This is a genomic window from Alcanivorax sp. HI0083 (assembly GCF_001635175.1).
Window position 1 is genome coordinate 1 of record NZ_LWFX01001689.1, and the last position, 743, is coordinate 743.

The 743-nt window shown below is 62.7% G+C and carries 1 protein-coding gene; it reads left to right on the plus strand.

Annotated features, from left to right (window positions below; all coding sequences use genetic code 11):
- Positions 1 to 743 (plus strand): threonine--tRNA ligase (locus A3754_RS24715; protein WP_255363165.1); only part of this gene is annotated, 743 nt, incomplete at both ends.

A 743-nucleotide genomic window follows, 5' to 3' on the forward strand; every position in this document is an offset into this window, starting at 1 on the left:
GGCGAATTCACCACCCTGTTCCGTAACGAGGCCCATGGTGCCCTGCATGGCTTGATGCGTGCCCGCTCGTTCAGCCAGGACGATGCGCATATCTTCTGTACCGAAGAACAGGTCAACGAGGAAACCGCCGGCTTTATCAAGATGCTGCGCGAAGTCTACGAAGACTTCGGCTTCGACAGCTTCCGCATCAAATTTTCCGATCGCCCGGACAACCGTGCCGGCTCCGACGAAACCTGGGACAAGGCCGAAGGCGCCCTGCGCTCTGCGGTGGAATCCCTGGGGCTGGAATGCGAACTGAACCCGGGCGAAGGCGCTTTCTATGGCCCGAAACTGGAATTCGTACTGCGTGACGCCATTGGCCGCGACTGGCAGTGCGGCACCCTGCAAGTGGACTTCGTGTTGCCTGATCGTCTGGATGCGGAATACGTGGCCGAAGACGGTTCCCGCCAGCGTCCGGTGATGCTGCACCGTGCGGTGCTGGGCTCCCTGGAGCGCTTCCTGGGTATCCTGATCGAATCCACCGCCGGCCACCTGCCCCTGTGGCTGGCGCCGCGCCCGGTGGCGATCTGCACCATTACCAACTCCGCCGACGAGTACGCCACCGCCGTGCAGCAGAAACTGGTTGCCGCCGGGGTACCGGCAGAGCTGGATATTCGCAACGAGAAGATCGGCTTCAAGGTCCGCGAACACTCCCGCGCCAAGACCCCGCGCATCTGGGTGATCGGCGAACAGGAAGCCCAGCA